A 16,497-nucleotide genomic window follows, 5' to 3' on the forward strand; every position below is an offset into this window, starting at 1 on the left:
GGGTAGTGACCGGTGGCGCTATCCTACCCCGATTGGCCCGCTGCTCGCGTGAATTACGTCACAGGAAAGAAAACGTTTACATACATTTTTTTAACCTGCCGATCGGCACTCATTTCAGCGTTTTGGGCTCCGCTTCGCCGGCGGCCAGCTGCGTCAGCTTGCGCCACAGCCACTCCATCGGCCCCTGAGCGAAATAACGCAGCCACAATACGGAAAACGCCAGGTTGGCCAGCCAGACCAGCGGCACGAACGCCAACAGCTGCAGCCGGTCGAACTGCTCATAGAGACCGAAGCGATAAAACAACGTGGTGCAGATCAGCGTTTGCAGCAGGTAGTTGCTCAGCGCGATGCGCCCCACCTGGCTCAGCCAGTGGGCGATGCGCAGGCGTGACAGTGCGGGCCAGAAACCGTAACACAGCGCCAGATAGCCCATCGCCTGCAGCGGGGCGCCCAGCTCACGCGGCACCTGCAGCAGGAAACCGCTCCAGCGATAGTCCCACTGCACCTGCCATTGCAGCGCCACCGCCGGCAGCTGGATCAGCACCGAAAGCGGCAGCAGCCACGCCGCCTGCCTCAGGTAATAGCCGGATGAGTAGCTGCCGCGCAGCCAGCCGCTGCGCATCAGCCCGGCGCCGAACAGCATCAGCCCCGCCAGCTCCCAGCCATACTGCGCGCCGATGGCCAGCAGGCTGGACGAGAGCAGATCGGCGCGGCTGCGCCAGGCTTCGAAACCGCCCTGCAGCCTCCAGAACTTCTCGTACTGCAACTCCGCCACGCCCGGCTGCCAGAAGCTGCCCGGTTCACCGTGCGAGATAAAACCGAGCAGCAGCAGCACCGCCACGCCGATCAGGTAGAGCACCACGCCGGTTTTCACCAGTTGGAAAGTTTCTTTGGCCTCGCGGATCATGCGCCAGCACACCAGGCCGATCAGCCCGTAGGCCAGCAGAATATCGCCGTCCCACAGGAAGATGGCGTGCGCGAGGCCGAACAGCACCAACCACGACAGCCGCGCGCGGATCCAGCTTTTGCCGCGCCGCAGCAGCATTTGCAACCCGGCGCCGAACAACAGCGCGAACATCGCCAGGAACTTGGCCTGGGCGAAGAGATCCAGCAGCGCCCAGGTCCAGGCATCGCGCGACGACGGCATCCCCAAATAGGCCGGGTTGAGATAGGCGGCCTTCGGCAAGCCGAAGGCGCTGATGTTCAGCAATAAGATGCCGAGGATGGCGATGCCGCGCACGCAGTCCAGCGTAGCGATGCGCGGCAGAGGATGACTGTTCATTTTTTATCGCTGTCTTCCGCTCATGAAAAAGGCGCCCGCAGGCGCCTGTTATGCTATTGCGAGTCGCCCCGCAACGCCATCACCCCTGGTGATGACGCACCGCGCGCAGGAACTCCTGGCGGGTATTCTGGCTGGACTTGAACAGCCCCCCCAACGAGGTGGTGGTGGTGGCGCTGGTCGCGTCGCGAATGCCGCGCGCCTTGACACAATAATGGACCGCGTCGATCGATACCGCCACGTTATTGGTACCGAGCAGGGTCTGCAGCGCGACCAGGATCTGCTGGGTCAGACGCTCTTGCACCTGCGGACGCTGGGAGAAGAACTGCACGATGCGGTTGATCTTCGACAGACCGATCACCGAGTCTTTCGGGATATAGGCCACGGTAGCCTTGCCGTCGATGGTGACGAAGTGGTGCTCGCAGGTGCTGGTCAGCGTGATATCGCGCACCGTCACCATCTCATCCACTTTCATCTTGTTCTCGATGACGGTGATTTTCGGGAAGTTGGCGTAGTCCAGCCCGGAGAAGATCTCGTCGACATACATTTTGGCGATGCGATGCGGCGTTTCCGCCAGGCTGTCGTCAGACAGATCGAGATTCAGCAGCTGCATGATTTCAGTCATGTGCTCTTTGATACGACGCTTGCGCGTTTCGCGATCCAGCACTTCCCCGCGCAGCGGTGTCTCCAGACCACGCTCTTCCAGTGCCGCATGCACCAGCGCGGCTTCTTTACTTAATGATGTCATGTATTTGTTCTCCTGCGGACGGAACCCGCCGGCGGCCTGGTAGGGCGTGCGGCCGGCGAATTGCTTGCTCTCGTGACGGCAGAGTTTTCGTGATGGATAACGTGAACCCGGTCAAGATTTTGCCCCACTGTAGATGAGAGCGCGGCGATTATCCAGTGATTGTGCTTCATCCGCAGGTGAAATATTCGCATTTAGCACAATCAGGCCGGCTGCGGGATCCCGCTTTTTTTGTATGGATTTTAATCAGCGCATCGCCGTTTTTTGCGCCAATCGCCGCGCCGGGGTATTCACTACCAGCGCACCGGCCACCAACAGCGCCGCCACCGCCACGTACAGCGCCGGCTCCAGCCGATGAGTCATGGCGGTCGACAGCGCCGACAGCATCGGCCCGACCAGTTGGCCGATCGCATAACCGGTGGTCAGCAATCCAGCCATGTAGCGCGCATGGCGCGGCGCCAGTTCACGGCCGTGCTGAAGGGCGAGCTGCACCACGCAGAGGAAGCCGCCGCCGGTCAGCACCGCCCCGAGCGCCAGGCCGGCCACGCCCGGCACCGCTTCGGCGCTCAGCACGCCCAACGCCTGTATCCACAGCGTGATCGCCAACCGGGTCTGGGTAGTTAGCCGATGGCGGGTCAGAATGCCGATGACAATCCCCAGCACCGCCGCACCGCCGAACACCGGCCAGACAAACTGCGCGAACAGGCTGGCGGGAAAGCGCGCCGCCGCCATCTGCGACAAAAAGGTCGCCGGCAGGATGTAGCCGAAGCCGGCCAGGCTATAGCTCCACACCAGGCGTTTGAGCGCCGGCGTCAGCAGAAGCGGCTCCGGGGCCACGTCCGGGCGATGCAGCTCGCCGCTGCGCGGCAGAAAGGCGCTAATCCCCCCGACCAGCACCAGCGCCAGCCCGCCATACACCAGCCAGGCCTGCGCCGCCGTCAGCCCCAGCGCGTTGATGCCCACCGCCAGCATGCCGCTAAGGAAGATGCCGGCGCCCGGCCCGGCGAATACCGCCGCGCTCAGCGCCGGCCGGCCGTAGTGCGCCAACCGCTCGTTGGTCCAGGCCGCCACCAGCACCATCGCCCAGCCGCTGGCCCAGCCGATGACGAAGCGCAGCGCGCCGTGCGTCCATGCATCCTGCGCCAGCGCCGACAGCAGCGTCAGCGCCATCGCGCCCCATACGCCCAGCCACAGGCGCCGCTCGACGTGGCGCGTGGCGCGCATCGCGTCGTAGGCGCCGCACAGGTAGCCCAAATAGTTGATCGCCGCCACCAGCCCGGCGCCGGTGAGGCTGAACTGATGTTCCGCGATCATCAGCGGCACCTGCGGGGTGAAAGCGAAGCGGCCAATGCCCATCGCGACGATCAGCGCGGCAAAACCGCTCAAGGCAATACGTAAAGCCATACCGGTATCCAAAAGGTTAAAAGAAAGTTGCCAGTATCATGCCGCAGTATTAAACTCACAAAAACTGAATAATAGTTATCAAGTTCATCACGAAACGAGAATATTATGGATCTGACCCAGCTTCGCATGTTCTGCTGCGTAGCGGAAACCGGCTCGGTCGCCCGCGCCGCCGAGCAGCTGCACCGCGTGCCGTCGAACCTGACCACCCGGCTGCGCCAGCTTGAGCAGGAGCTGGGCGCCGATCTGTTTATCCGCGAAAAACAGCGCCTGCGCCTGTCGCCGATGGGCCATAACTTTCTGTGCTACGCCAACCGCATCCTGGCGCTGAGCGACGAGGCGATGAGCATTACCCACGCCGGCGAACCGGCGGGCAACTTCGCCCTCGGTTCGATGGAGAGCACCGCCGCCACCCGCCTGCCCTCGCTGCTGGCGGCTTACCACCAGCGTTTCTCGCAGGTTTCGCTGTCGTTGACCACCGGCACCTCCGGCGAAATCGCCGATCGGGTGCGCGCCGGCACGCTGGCGGCGGCGCTGGTCGACGGCCCGGTGCCCTATGACGAGCTGAACGGCTGCATCGCCTATCCTGAACATATGGTAGTGATCTCCTGTCTCGATCACGCGCCGATCCACAGCGCCAAAGACGTCAACGGCGAAACGCTGTTCGCCTTTCGCGCCAGCTGCTCCTACCGCCTGCGGCTGGAGGCCTGGTTCAAGCGCGAAGGCGCGCGGCCGGGGCAAATTATGGAGATCCAGTCCTATCACGCCATGCTGGCCTGCGTCGCCAGCGGCGCCGGGCTGGCGATGATCCCGCATTCGGTGCTCAGCCTGCTGCCGGGCCATGAGCGGGTCCGGGTTCACACTCTGCCACCTGACGTGGCCGACACCGCCACCTGGCTGCTGTGGCGCCGCGACGCGTTCGGGCCGAACGTGCGCGCGCTGAAAGAATTGATTATTGAACAGACGGAAATCGCCGCTGTTGATGAAAGCACCCCCAACGATTTATCAGACGTTATCGATATCGCCTGATTTAAAAAGAAAACCACTGAGGAGACTATGATGGAGATGATCAAAACCCGCGCCGCCGTTGCCTGGGGCCCGAACCAGCCGCTGAAGATCGAAGAAGTCGAGCTGATGCCACCACAAAAAGGCGAAGTGCTGGTGCGGATCGTCGCCACCGGCGTTTGTCACACCGACGCCTACACCCTGTCCGGCAAAGATCCGGAAGGCGTGTTCCCGGCAATCCTCGGCCACGAGGGCGGCGGCGTGGTGGAAGCGGTCGGTGAAGGCGTCACCAGCGTGGCGGTCGGCGATCACGTGATCCCGCTCTACACCCCGGAGTGCGGCGAGTGCAAATTCTGTAAATCCGGCAAGACCAACCTGTGCCAGGCGATCCGCGCCACCCAGGGTAAAGGCCTGATGCCGGACGGCACCACCCGCTTCTTCAAGGACGGCAAGCCGATCTTCCACTACATGGGCACTTCCACCTTCTCCGAATACACCGTGGTGCCGGAGATTTCACTGGCGAAAATCAACAAGGAAGCGCCGCTGGAAGAAGTGTGCCTGCTGGGCTGTGGCGTCACCACCGGCATGGGCGCGGTGATGAACACCGCCAAAGTGCAGCCGGGCGACACCGTGGCGATCTTCGGCCTGGGCGGCATCGGCCTGTCGGCGATCATCGGCGCGCAGATGGCCGGCGCGGGCCGCATCATCGGCATCGACATCAACACCAGCAAGTTCGATCTGGCGCGCAAGCTGGGCGCTACCGATCTGATCAACCCGAAAGACTATGACAAACCGATTCAGGACGTGATCGTCGAGCTGACCGACGGCGGCGTCGACTTCTCCTTCGAGTGCATCGGCAACGTCAACGTGATGCGTTCCGCGTTGGAGTGCTGCCACAAGGGCTGGGGTGAATCGGTGATCATCGGCGTCGCGGGCGCCGGCGAAGAAATCTCGACCCGGCCGTTCCAGCTGGTCACCGGCCGCGTCTGGCGCGGCTCGGCATTCGGCGGCGTCAAGGGCCGTTCGCAGCTGCCGGGCATCGTCGAGCGCTATCTGGACGGCGAATTCGCGCTGAACGACTTTATCACCCACACCATGGGGCTGGAGCAGATCAACGAAGCGTTCGATTTGATGCACGAAGGCAAATCGATCCGTTCCGTCATCCACTTCGACAAATAAGCCAGGAGGCAGAGATGACGCTGTCATTGGAACTTCTCGAAGAGCACCGCATGTTCGGCGGCTGGCAACAGCGTTATCGCCACGCGGCGCAGAGCCTGAATTGCAACATGACATTCAGCATCTACCTGCCGCCGCCGCGCGATGACAACCCGCCGCCGGTGCTGTACTGGCTGTCGGGGCTGACCTGCAACGACGAGAACTTCACGTTGAAGGCCGGCGCGCAGCGCATCGCCGCCGAGCTGGGCCTGGTGCTGGTGATGCCGGACACCAGCCCGCGCGGTGACGAGGTGCCGAACGACGAAGGTTACGATCTGGGCCAGGGCGCCGGGTTCTACCTGAACGCCACCCAGGCACCGTGGGATCGCCACTTCCGCATGTACGACTACATCAGCGCCGAACTGCCGGCGCTGATCGAACAGCACTTCAGCGTCAGCGATCGTCAGTCGATCTTCGGCCACTCGATGGGCGGCCACGGCGCGCTGATGATGGCGTTTCGCAATCCGCAGCGCTTCCGCTCGGTATCGGCGTTCGCGCCGATCGTCAACCCGTGCCAGGTGCCGTGGGGCCGCAAGGCATTCACCGCCTATCTGGGCAGCGACGAGAGCCAGTGGCTGCAGTACGACAGCTGCCATCTGCTGGCCAGCGGCGCGGAGAAAATGCCGGTCCTTATCGATCAGGGCGATGACGACCAGTTCCTGGCCGATCAGCTGCAGCCGGCGCGGCTGGCCGAACTGGCGCGCCAGCGCGACTGGCCGCTGACGCTGCGCATTCAGCCGGGGTACGATCACAGCTACTTCACCATCGCCACCTTCGTGGAAGATCACCTGCGCTTCCACGCCGAGCACCTGTTCCGCTAATAAAAAAATCCGGGCGGTTATTAACCCGTCCGGATTTATTCAAAAGCCATCAATCAGAAAATCGATAGCGGCTTTAATTTGATTCCTGTGCTCATTGACATTACCAACGGCCTTCCCAATCTGCGAAATACGTACGGCAGCCATCTCATGCGTCATAACAAGAAACTTTTCGCCGTTGACCTCAATCTCCGGGCATAAACGTGCAGAAATTTTAACCCTGACGTTATCCAAAGCATAAAGGGGGATCATTAACCGGGTCGAGAGGACATCAATAAGATCGCTTTGAACGTCCAGTAAGTAGGGATAGGCTGATGCCGGATACGTATTGTCATATACGGTAAATTGCATATTTAAAATGTCCGATATTCATCAGACAACAAACCATTTTCTTCAGTGATACGATTAAGCTCTTCTAACGCCGCGCGATTTTGCTCGCGCCACTGTTGAATCTCAATATCCCTGACGCGGACGCTCAATGCGTCCGTCAATACGGATGACACATTGACGCCCAGGGATTTTGCGCGCTGGAAAAGATCGCGATCGATGGTTACGTTGACTGTCTTTTTCGTCACATTGCTATTTGCCATATCCATACCTCATCCCTGTAATATACACGGGTCAAATTTTCATCAATTATACTCGTAAAACAGGGGTATGCCAATTCAGCGATGCCCTCACCCCTTCAATTTGGGATCGAGCGCGTCGCGTAATCCGTCGCCCAACAGGTTGAACGCCAGCACGGTGATGAATATCGCCAGGCTGGGGAAGATCGCCACGTGCGGCGCGATCACCATATCGGCGCGCGCTTCGTTGAGCATCGCCCCCCACTCCGGCGTCGGCGGCTGGGCGCCCAGGCCCAAAAACGACAGGCTGGCGGCGGTGATGATCGAGGTGCCGATGCGCAGGGTGAAATAGACCACGATCGAAGACAGGGTGCCTGGCAGGATGTGCCGCAGGATGATGGTCCAGTCCGAGGCGCCGATGCTGCGCGCCGACTCGATATAGGTCAGGTGCTTCAGCACCAGCGTATTGCCGCGCACCAGGCGGGCGAAGGCCGGAATGCTAAAGATCGCCACCGCGACGATCACGTTGGCCATGCCGCTGCCCATGATCGCCACCACGCCGATCGCCAGCAAAATGCCGGGAAACGCGAACAGCACGTCGCAGACGCGCATGGTGAGGCGATCACACCAGCCTTCATAGTAACCGGCCAGCAGCCCCAGCAGGGTGCCGATCGCCCCGCCCGCCAGCACCGAGAACACCCCGGCCGCCAGCGAAATGCGCGCGCCCATCAGGATGCGGCTGAAAATATCGCGTCCGAGGGAATCCACCCCCAGCCAGTGCATCAGCGAAGGCCCTTCGTTCAGCCGGTCGTAATCGAAATAGTTTTCCGCATCGAACGGCGCCAGATAAGGCGCCAGCAGCGCCGCCGCAATCAGCAGCAGCACCAACAGGCCGGCGACCAGCGCCGCCCGCTGGCGGCGAAAACGCCGCCAAAACTCGCCCCACGGCGTGCGTACCGCGTTGGGGTCGATAAGCGGCATCGCCTTCAGTGCGGCGTTGCGCCGCCAATGCTTAATCATGCCGCCTCCTCATTGGTAACGAATCGCCGGGTTGATCGCCGCGTACAACATATCCACCAGCAGGTTGATCAGGATGAACTCCAGCGAGAACAGCAGCACCTCGGCCTGGATCACCGGGTAATCGCGCATCTCCACCGAGTCCACCAGCAAGCGCCCCAGCCCCGGCCAGTTGAACACCTTCTCCACCACGATCGAACCGCCGAGCAGGAAGCCGAACTGCAGCCCCATCATGGTCACTACCGGGATCATCGCGTTGCGCAGGCCGTGTTTCATCACCACCACGCTTTCCCGCACGCCCTTGGCGCGCGCGGTGCGCATGTAGTCCTCCTGCAACACCTCGACGAACGAAGCGCGGGTAAAACGCGCCATCACCGCCGCCACCGCCGCCCCCAAGGTGATAGAAGGCAGAATGTAGTGCCGCCAGCTGTCGGCGCCCACCGTCGGCAGCCACCCCAGCTCGACCGAGAACACCTGCATCAGCAGCATGCCGAGCGCAAAGGCCGGGAACGAGATCCCCGATACCGCCAGCGTCATGCCGAGACGATCCGGCCAACGGTTACGCCACACCGCCGACACCACGCCGATCGCCAGGCCGAACGCTACCGCCCACAGCATGCTGGCGACGGTCAGCCAGAAGGTCGGCATAAAGCGCGAGGCAATCTCTTCGCTCACCGGGCGCTTGGACACCATCGAGATGCCGAAGTCGCCCCGCAGCGCGTTGACGAAAAAGTGCGCGAACTGCTGCGGCAGCGGCTTATCCAACCCCAGATCCTTGCGCACCAGCTGCACCACCGCCTCGTCGGCCTCCGGCCCCGCCGCCAGCCGCGCCGGATCACCCGGCAGCAGGTGGACGAACAGGAACACCAGCACCGCCACGATCAGCAGCGTCGGGATCAGGCCCAGCAGTCGTTTCAGAAAATAATTGAGCATCTCATTCCTTCCCCCACCTGCCGCCGTCTGGCCGCAGGCGGGGATGGGCGCCTTATTTCAGATCGGCGTTATCAAAGTTGAACGAGGTATCCGGCATCACGTAGAAGCCGCTCAGCTGTTTGCTGTTGGCCGACAACAGACGTTCGGTTGCCAGGAAGATCCAGGGCGCGTCGGCCCAGATGCGATCCTGTGCATCCTGATACAGTTTCTGCTTCTCGGCGCGATCGGTGGTCGCCAGCGCGTCGGTCAGATCCTTGTCCACCTGCGGGTTGCTGTAGAACGCGGTGTTGAACTGCTTCGGCGGCGCCGCCTGGGTGGAGAACAGCGGCGACAGCGCCCAGTCCGCTTCCCCGGTCGAGGCCGACCAGCCGGTGTAGAACAGCCGCACGCCGGTGTCTTTCACCCCGACGCTCTCCACCTGCGCCGCGCGCTGCCCGGCATCCATCGCCGTCACCGTCACTTTCACCCCCACCTGCGCCAGCTGCTGTTGGGTGAACTGCAGCACTTTCTGCGCGGTGCTGTGGTTGTGGGACGACCACAGCGTGGTGGTGAAGCCGTTCGGGTAGCCGGCCTCTTTCAGCAGCTCGCGCGCCTTGGCCGGATCGTACGGCCACGGCTTGTAGCGGGCGGCGAAATCGATGGCCGGCGGCACCGGCCCTTCCGCCGGCACCGCATAACCGGCGAACGCCACCTTGATCAGCGCGTCCTTGTTAATCGCGTAGTTGAGCGCCTGGCGCACCTTCGGGTTGTCGAACGGCTTTTGAGTGACGTTCATGCTGATGTAACGCTGCAGGATCGACGGCGCAGCCACCACGTCCAGCTTGGCGTTGCCCTCCAGCACCTTGGCCTGCTCGTAAGGGATCGGGAAGGCGAAGGTCGCCTCGCCGGTCTGCAGCATCGCCGCGCGGGTGTTGTTATCCACCACCGGGCGCCAGGTGATGCTGTCGAGCTTCGGCAGCCCCGGCTGCCAGTAGCCGTCGAACTTCTTCACCTTGACGAAATCGGTCTGGTTCCAGGTCACGAACTGATACGGCCCGGTGCCGACCGGGTGGAAACCGATCTCTTTGCCGTATTGCTTCAGCGCCGCCGGGGAGATGATCGCCGCCGCCGGGTGCGCCAGATTGTTGACGAACGCCGAGAACGGCGCCTTCAGCACGATCTTCACCGTATTGGCGTCCACCGCCTCGGTTTTGTCGATCATCTTGAACAGGTTGTAGCGCTTGAGGTGGCTGTCCGGGTTACTGGCGCGATCGAGGTTGGCCTTCACCGCCTCGGCGTTGAACGCGGTGCCGTCGTGGAATTTAATGCCCTGACGCAGTTTGACGGTATAGGTCAGGCCGTCTTTGCTGACCTCATAGCTGTCCGCCAGCACGTTCACCAGCTTCATGTCCTTGTCGAAGCCGAACAACCCCTGATAGAAAGACTTGGCCACCGCCTGCGACAGCGTGTCGTTGGCGTCGTAAGGATCAAGAGTGGTGAAATTGGACGCCACGGCAATCACCGCGTCCTTCGCCGCCCAAACCGGGCCGGTTCCCGCCGCCAGCAGTATGGCGGCCAACAGCGCATTGCGTTTGAATGTGTGCTTCATGTCGCTTGTCTCTCCTGAGGTCTTTAAAAAGCACCGGCGATCGGGTGGCGGGCGACAAAGTGCCCGGCGCCAACCTGCACCAGCGGTGCGGTAACGGGTTCATCGCCCAGTGCGCGCACTGGGCTCGGGATCTCATCGGCCGGCAGCGGCTGCCGTTTGTGGGCATGAGCGGGATCGGCTACCGGCACCGCCGCCATCAACTTGCGGGTATAGGGGTGCTGCGGATTGTCGAATACCGCCTGCCGCGGGCCGATCTCGACAATTTGCCCGAGGTACATCACCGCCACCCGGTGGCTGATACGCTCCACCACCGCCATGTCGTGTGAAATGAACAGAAAAGCGATGCCGAACTCACGCTGCAGATCGAGCAGCAGATTGACGATCTGCGCCTGAATCGACACGTCCAGCGCCGAGACCGCTTCATCGGCGATCACCACTTTCGGGTTCAGCGCCAGCGCGCGCGCGATGCAGATGCGTTGGCGCTGGCCGCCGGAAAATTCGTGCGGATAGCGGCGCGCATGCTCCGGCTGCAGACCGACGCGTTCCAGCAGCCAGGCCACCCGCCGTTCCGCCTCACGGCCGCACATCACGTTGTGCACCAACAGCGGCTCCATGATGGAGAAACCGACCGTCAGGCGCGGATCGAGCGAGGCGTAAGGATCTTGAAAGATGAACTGAATATCGCGCCGCAGATGCTGCAGCGCCGGCCCCTTCAATTGGTCTATCCGCCGCCCGGCGAAGGTGATGGTGCCGCTCTGGCTGTCCACCAGCTTCAGCAAAGCGCGCCCGGTGGTGGACTTACCGCAGCCGGACTCGCCCACCAGCCCCAGCGTCTCGCCAGGGTAAAGATCGAAACTGACGTTTTCTACCGCGTGCACCCGGCGAGTGACCCGATTGAACAACCCCCCGCGCAGATCAAAACGCGTGACCAGATGCTCCACCCGCAGGATCGGCGCAGCGTCTGGCGGCACGGTATCCTGCGGCGCCGTATCCCCCTCGCCATCCGCCAGCGGAAACTTCGCCGGCAGCGGCCGATCGGCCATCTCCCCCAGCTTCGGCACCGCCGCCAGCAGCGCCCGGGTATAGGCCTGTTGCGGCGCGGCGAATAATTCACGCACTCGATTCTGTTCCACCTGCTCGCCGCGGCGCATCACCAGCACCCGGTCGGCTATCTCTGCCACCACGCCCATGTCGTGAGTGATGAAGATCACCCCCATCTGCATCTCCTGTTGCAGCACGCGGATCAGCTGCAGGATCTGCGCCTGAATGGTGACGTCGAGGGCGGTAGTGGGTTCATCGGCAATCAGCAACGCCGGTTTGCAGGAGAGCGCCATGGCGATCATCACCCGCTGGCGCATGCCGCCGGAAAGCTGATGCGGGTAGCGCCCCAGCACCTCTTTGGCCTCCGGAATGCGCACCAGATCGAGCATGCGCAGCGCCTCCTGACGCGCGCTGCGGTGGTCCATGCTCTGATGCAGGCGCAGCGATTCGGCGATCTGCTCGCCGACCGGAAATACCGGGTTGAGCGAGGTCATCGGCTCCTGGAAGATCATCGCCATGTCGGCGCCGCGCACCGTGCGCAGCGTGCTCTGCGAGGCGTGCGCCAGATCGAGCAACGCGCCGTCGCGCCGGCGCAGCGTCATGGCGCCGCTGGCGATGAGCCCACCGCCCTGCTCCACCAGCCGCATCAGTCCCAGTGAAGTCACCGATTTGCCAGAGCCGGACTCACCGACGATCGCCAGCGTCTCGCCGCGATCGAGATCGAACGACAGGTTGCGCACCGCTTCCACGGCGCCGTCCGCTTGAGGAAAACGGATGCTCAGATCGCGCACCGTCAGCACCCGCTGCGGCGGCAATGACAACCCGTCGCCGGCGGGCCGGAATGAAACGTCGGTCATACACCCTCCCGGTGAACGCTTAGCGATAAATCCCGACGGACGGCGCATCGCCGACATAACCAAAACCGCGATACATCCCCTCGCAGTTAAACGGCAGCGCGATATTGCCGTGGCGATCGACGGCGATCATGCCGCCGCTGCCACCCAGTGCAGGCAGCTTCTCCATCACCACCCGATCGCTGGCCGCCTGCAGGCTGAGGCCGCCGTATTCGATCAGGGCGGAGACGTCATAGGCCGCCACGCCGCGCATGAAGATCTCGCCAGTGCCGGTGCTGGAGACCGCCACGGTGGCGTTGTTGGCATAGCAACCGGCGCCGATAATCGGCGTGTCGCCCACTCGCCCTGCCTGCTTGTTGGTCATGCCGCCGGTGGAGGTGGCGGCGGCAAGGTTGCCCAGCGCATCCAGCGCCACCGCGCCGACGGTGCCGAATTTGCGATCGGGATCGAGCGGATCGCCGGCCTGTGCCGCGCCGTCGTGATCGAGCAATACCCGGCCCTGCTCCGCCTGGGCGCGGTGCAGCTGATCAAAGCGTTCTTGGGTAAAAAAGAAGTCGGGGGTAACCATTTCCAGGCCGTGGGCGGCGGCAAACTTCTCGGCGCCTTCGGCGGCAAACAGCACGTGTTCGCTGTTTTCCAGCACCGCGCGCGCCGCCAGCACCGGGTTGCGGATATGGCTGACGCCAGCGACAGCGCCGGCGTCGCAGGTGCGGCCGTCCATCACGCAGGCGTCCAGCTCGTGGGTGCCCTGATGGGTAAACACCGAGCCTTTGCCAGCGTTGAACAGCGGGCACTCCTCCAGCAGCCGCACCGCTTCGGTCACCGCGTCCAGCGCGCTGCCGCCCTGTGCCAATACCGCCTGCCCGGCGGCCACGATCTCGGACAGCGCCTGGATATACTGCCGTTCTTTTTCCGCACTCAGCGCCGCCCGGGTAATTGCGCCCGCGCCGCCATGAATGGCAATCACTGGTTTGCTCATTTGCCTGACACCCTGTGTTAATCCCGCCGTTGCGCAGCGAATAAGCTGAGCGCGGTATCATTATTATTCAGTCTTTTTCGACTCTATTTAGTCCTACAGTGGAAGTACAGCATAACGTCCACGTCCCGCTTTTAGCGTAGCGCGCTTAGACCATTTCGCACCTTGAAATAGCTTATTGGAATAAAAACAGCAGGTTATAAAAAGCAGTAAACCGCTGATAGTGCGGCTGGGATTATTGGTAATTTCGCGAGAGGAAATAGCGGTAGAGCGTAATGAAATAAACGTTCGCGCTGAGTCACGCTTATTGCGGCGCCCGGCCTGCTGTTTTTACCCGGCCGGGCGCAGATAATCCAACGATTAAAAACCCGAGCCGGGCTGCCGTAAAAAGGCCTCTTCTTCCGGCGTGCTGGTGCGCCCCAATATCGCATTGCGATGCGGGTAGCGGCCGAAACGATCGATGATCGCCTTATGCCGCAGCTCGAACTCCAACTGGTCACCGTTATTGAGCTCGGTATACAGCACCAGCGCCTGCTGGTGGATCAGCGGCGATTCCGAATGCATGAACGGTAGATAGAGAAAACCTCGCTGCTCGCGGCTCAGCCGTTCGCACTCGCCGCTGCGGATCGCCTCCTGCGCGAGAATCAACGCCATGCCGTCGCAGGCAAACGACTGCGGCGTGCCGCGGAACAGGTTGCGGCTGAACTGATCGAGCACGATCACCTCCGCCAGGCGTCCTTCGATGGTGTCACGCCAGTGCGCCAGCTCCCCCGCCGCCGCCGCCCGCCAGATTTCGCCGAAACGGCTGTGCAGCAGACGATCGAAATCGTCGTCCTTTTTGAACCACATCACCGGTTCGATCTCGTCGAACCAGAACTCGATAACCTGTTTATGCATCATGATTCTCCTCTGTTTTACCCAGTTTATACCCGTTCGCGCTTCCGGCGCAGTGCGAAAGATGGCGGGCATAACCCGTTCTCCCCCCCGGCGTTCTCTGCCATAATACCCGCACTTTGTCGCTATCAATGCGCACCCTGATTACGGAGTTCCCCTTATGGATCATTGCCATACTTCCGATCTCATCTCCCTGGAGCAAGCGCTGGAAAAAATGCTCGGGCAGATCGCCCCGCTGCAGCAGACCGAATCCGTCGCCCTGACCGCCGCCGCCGGCCGCATCACCGCCGCCCCGGTGGTCTCGCCGCTCGACGTGCCGCCGTTCGCCAACTCGGCGATGGACGGCTATGCGGTGCGCCTCGCCGATCTGGCGGCCAATGCGCCGCTGCCGGTCGCCGGGAAAGCCTTCGCCGGCGCGCCGTTCGACGGCCAATGGCCGGCCAACAGCTGCGTGCGCATCATGACCGGCGCGCCGATCCCGGCCGGGGCGGACGCGGTGGTCATGCAGGAACAGGCCGAAGTGAGCGACCAGGGCGTGCGTTTTACCGCCCCGGTAGAAGCCGGCCAGAATATCCGTTTGGCGGGTGAAGACATTCGCCAAGGCGCCAGCGTGTTGCCGGCCGGCGTGAAGCTGGGCGCCGCGCAGCTGCCGCTGCTGGCCTCGCTCGGCGTCGCCGAAGTGCAGGTAATGCGTAAGCTGAAGGTCGCGGTGTTCTCCACCGGCGACGAACTGCAGCCGGTCGGCCAGCCGCTGCAGGCGGGCCAAATCTATGATACCAACCGCTTCGCGGTGCGCCTGATGCTGGAGCAGATGGGCTGCGAAGTGCTCGATCTCGGCATTATCCGCGACGATCGCGATGCGCTGCGCGACGCCTTCACACAGGCGGACAGCCAGGCCGACGTAGTGATCAGCAGCGGCGGCGTCTCGGTCGGCGAGGCCGACTACACCAAACAGATGCTCGACGAACTGGGCCAGGTCAGCTTCTGGAAGCTGGCGATCAAACCCGGCAAACCGTTCGCCTTCGGCAAACTGGGCCACGCCTGGTTCTGCGGCCTGCCGGGCAACCCGGTTTCCGCCGCCCTGACCTTCTACCAACTGGTGCAACCGCTGCTGGCGAAGCTGGCCGGTCACAGTGACTGGCGCCTGCCGCCGCGCCTGCGCGCACGGGCGCTAACCCCGCTGAAGAAATCGCCGGGCCGCCTCGATTTTCAGCGCGGCGTGTTCAGCAGCAACGCCGCGGGTGAACTGGAGGTCAGCACTACCGGCCACCAGGGCTCGCACGTCTTCAGCTCCTACAGCCAGGGCAACTGTTTCATCGTGCTGGAACGCGAACGCGGTTCGGTGGCGGTAGGCGAAACGGTGGAGATCGAGCCGTTCAACGCCCTGCTGAGGAGCTGAACATGCTGCCGGAATTGACCGACGCCGAAGCGCTGCGCTACAACCGCCAGATCGTGCTGCGCGGCTTTGACTTCGACGGCCAGGAGAAGCTGAAGGCCGCCCGCGTGCTGATCGCCGGGCTGGGCGGGCTGGGCTGCGCCGCCGCGCCATATCTGGCGGCGGCCGGCGTCGGCCATCTGGTGCTGGTGGATTTCGACACCGTCTCGCTCTCCAACCTGCAGCGCCAGATCCTGCACCGCGACGATCGCATCGGCCAGAGCAAAGTCGCCTCCGCCAGGCAGGAACTGAGCGCCATCAATCCGCATATTCGCATCGACGCCATCGACGGCCGTCTGGAAGATGACGCGATCGCGGCAGAGATCGCCGCCTGCGATCTGGTGCTGGACTGCACCGACAACGTGGCGGCGCGCGACGCCCTGAATCGCCTGTGCCACGCACAGCGCAAGCCGCTGGTTTCCGGCGCGGCGATCCGCATGGAAGGCCAGCTCAGCGTATTCACCTATCAGCCGGGCGAGCCCTGCTACCGCTGCCTGAGCCGGCTGTTCGGCGACAGCGCCCTCACCTGCGTCGAAGCGGGCGTGATGGCCCCGCTGGTCGGTACTATCGGTACCCTGCAGGCGATGGAAGCCATCAAGCTGCTGGCCGACTATGGTCAGCCGCTGCGCGGCAAGCTGTTGATGTTCGATGCGATGAGCATGCAGTTCCGCGAGATGAAGCTGCCGAAGGATCCGCACTGCGAAGTGTGCGGCGGGGCGTGACGGATAAA

16 protein-coding genes are annotated in these 16,497 nt (G+C 62.9%); 5 read left to right on the forward strand and 11 right to left on the reverse strand.

Translation table 11 applies throughout. From position 1 onward, the window contains the following. Positions 1–109: 109 nt before the first annotated feature. The 3 genes from yeiB to ACJ8HA_RS10040 all read right to left on the reverse strand — a co-directional run bounded on the left by yeiB (position 110) and on the right by ACJ8HA_RS10040 (position 3,428). Complete coding sequence (gene yeiB, locus ACJ8HA_RS10030; protein WP_442515317.1) at positions 110–1,282, reverse strand: DUF418 domain-containing protein YeiB; 1,173 nt, start codon at positions 1,280–1,282, stop codon at positions 110–112. A 79-nt stretch (positions 1,283–1,361) separates the two neighbouring features. Then, positions 1,362–2,027: a GTP cyclohydrolase I FolE gene (gene folE / locus ACJ8HA_RS10035; RefSeq protein ID WP_004938969.1), complete on the reverse strand. Its 666-nt coding sequence runs from the start codon at positions 2,025–2,027 to the stop codon at positions 1,362–1,364. A gap of 243 nt (positions 2,028–2,270) precedes the next feature. Then, positions 2,271–3,428 (reverse strand): YbfB/YjiJ family MFS transporter, encoded by a 1,158-nt coding sequence (locus ACJ8HA_RS10040; protein ID WP_043142422.1) that lies wholly within the window; start codon positions 3,426–3,428, stop codon positions 2,271–2,273. Between the two features lie 105 nt (positions 3,429–3,533). On the opposite strand from ACJ8HA_RS10040, the gene ptrR reads away from it, so the two are divergent. The 3 genes from ptrR to fghA are packed head-to-tail and all read left to right on the forward strand — an operon-like array spanning position 3,534 to position 6,466. Next, a complete protein-coding gene (ptrR, locus tag ACJ8HA_RS10045) occupies positions 3,534–4,454 on the forward strand; it encodes a putrescine utilization regulator PtrR (protein ID WP_049208871.1) in 921 nt (306 codons plus the stop codon). Positions 4,455–4,484: 30 nt separating this feature from the next. Then, complete coding sequence (locus ACJ8HA_RS10050; RefSeq protein WP_043142415.1) at positions 4,485–5,609, forward strand: S-(hydroxymethyl)glutathione dehydrogenase/class III alcohol dehydrogenase; 1,125 nt, start codon at positions 4,485–4,487, stop codon at positions 5,607–5,609. Between the two features lie 14 nt (positions 5,610–5,623). Then, a complete protein-coding gene (fghA, locus tag ACJ8HA_RS10055) occupies positions 5,624–6,466 on the forward strand; it encodes an S-formylglutathione hydrolase (RefSeq protein ID WP_015377214.1) in 843 nt (280 codons plus the stop codon). 39 nt (positions 6,467–6,505) lie between these two features. Here the strand turns inward: fghA and ACJ8HA_RS10060 are convergent, their stop codons facing one another. From ACJ8HA_RS10060 to ACJ8HA_RS10095, 8 genes are all read right to left on the reverse strand, one after another. Beyond that, positions 6,506–6,814, reverse strand: coding sequence for a CcdB family protein (locus tag ACJ8HA_RS10060; protein ID WP_025302144.1), 309 nt, complete (start codon positions 6,812–6,814; stop codon positions 6,506–6,508). A gap of 2 nt (positions 6,815–6,816) precedes the next feature. Beyond that, entirely contained in the window at positions 6,817–7,059 is a 243-nt protein-coding gene (locus ACJ8HA_RS10065; RefSeq protein ID WP_079449478.1) for a type II toxin-antitoxin system CcdA family antitoxin, read from the reverse strand. An 81-nt stretch (positions 7,060–7,140) separates the two neighbouring features. After that, complete coding sequence (gene gsiD / locus ACJ8HA_RS10070; RefSeq protein ID WP_442515318.1) at positions 7,141–8,049, reverse strand: glutathione ABC transporter permease GsiD; 909 nt, start codon at positions 8,047–8,049, stop codon at positions 7,141–7,143. Positions 8,050–8,058: 9 nt separating this feature from the next. Then, the gene (gene gsiC, locus ACJ8HA_RS10075) at positions 8,059–8,979 is read right to left on the reverse strand and encodes a glutathione ABC transporter permease GsiC (protein WP_025302141.1); all 921 of its coding nucleotides are present in this window, start codon (positions 8,977–8,979) and stop codon (positions 8,059–8,061) included. A 52-nt stretch (positions 8,980–9,031) separates the two neighbouring features. Continuing rightward, entirely contained in the window at positions 9,032–10,567 is a 1,536-nt protein-coding gene (gene gsiB, locus ACJ8HA_RS10080) for a glutathione ABC transporter substrate-binding protein GsiB (RefSeq protein WP_025302140.1), read from the reverse strand. A 23-nt stretch (positions 10,568–10,590) separates the two neighbouring features. Further along, positions 10,591–12,465, reverse strand: a complete 1,875-nt coding sequence (locus ACJ8HA_RS10085; RefSeq protein ID WP_442515319.1) for a dipeptide ABC transporter ATP-binding protein — start codon at positions 12,463–12,465, stop codon at positions 10,591–10,593. A 19-nt stretch (positions 12,466–12,484) separates the two neighbouring features. Then, entirely contained in the window at positions 12,485–13,441 is a 957-nt protein-coding gene (locus tag ACJ8HA_RS10090) for an isoaspartyl peptidase/L-asparaginase family protein (RefSeq protein ID WP_025302138.1), read from the reverse strand. A gap of 357 nt (positions 13,442–13,798) precedes the next feature. Beyond that, complete coding sequence (locus ACJ8HA_RS10095; protein WP_089180699.1) at positions 13,799–14,335, reverse strand: DUF924 family protein; 537 nt, start codon at positions 14,333–14,335, stop codon at positions 13,799–13,801. A gap of 157 nt (positions 14,336–14,492) precedes the next feature. Here ACJ8HA_RS10095 and moeA point away from each other — a divergent pair, with 157 nt between their 5' ends. Together moeA and moeB are read left to right on the forward strand one after the other, a co-directional pair. Then, complete coding sequence (gene moeA, locus ACJ8HA_RS10100) at positions 14,493–15,731, forward strand: molybdopterin molybdotransferase MoeA (protein WP_043143418.1); 1,239 nt, start codon at positions 14,493–14,495, stop codon at positions 15,729–15,731. Between the two features lie 2 nt (positions 15,732–15,733). Then, on the forward strand, positions 15,734–16,489 hold the full coding sequence (moeB, locus tag ACJ8HA_RS10105) for a molybdopterin-synthase adenylyltransferase MoeB (protein ID WP_049295269.1): 756 nt from the start codon (positions 15,734–15,736) through the stop codon (positions 16,487–16,489). Positions 16,490–16,497: the final 8 nt, after the last annotated feature.

Origin of the sequence: Serratia sp. CY33802, assembly GCF_052169095.1 — a bacterium.
Lineage (GTDB): Bacteria > Pseudomonadota > Gammaproteobacteria > Enterobacterales > Enterobacteriaceae > Serratia > Serratia bockelmannii.